Source organism: Collinsella aerofaciens (genome assembly GCF_032584215.1).
In the GTDB taxonomy this organism is placed as follows: Bacteria; Actinomycetota; Coriobacteriia; order Coriobacteriales; family Coriobacteriaceae; genus Collinsella.
The window spans coordinates 1-267 of record NZ_JAWHPN010000154.1 but is presented as its reverse complement, the minus strand read 5'-3'; the positions used below and the strand labels follow the sequence as shown (position 1 = coordinate 267).

Here is a 267-nt window from a genome sequence, read left to right as displayed (position 1 = left end):
GATCGGAGCATAGTTCCGTTAGCGCAGTTGGTGAAAGTACGTTAGCGGGGTCGGCGAAAGCGCATTAGCGCATTCGGCGAGATACGTTTGCGAAAGTGGTCATTTTTAGATTAGCGCTAACAGAGGAGAACTGCCCCGCGCTGCTGGCGATGTACGGGTGCGGGCCCGTGAGCGCGGCCAAGCTCGCGGTCGCGGCCGGGGACAACCCGGGCAGGCTGCGCTCCGAGGCGTCGTTCGCGGCGATATGCGGGGCCTGCCCCATCCCCG

1 protein-coding gene is annotated in these 267 nt (G+C 64.0%); it reads left to right on the top strand.

The genetic code is table 11. The features are described 5' to 3' along the window. Positions 1-149: 149 nt before the first annotated feature. Positions 150-267: transposase (locus tag RX395_RS10195; protein ID WP_394815243.1), on the top strand; the 118-nt coding region annotated here is incomplete at its 3' end.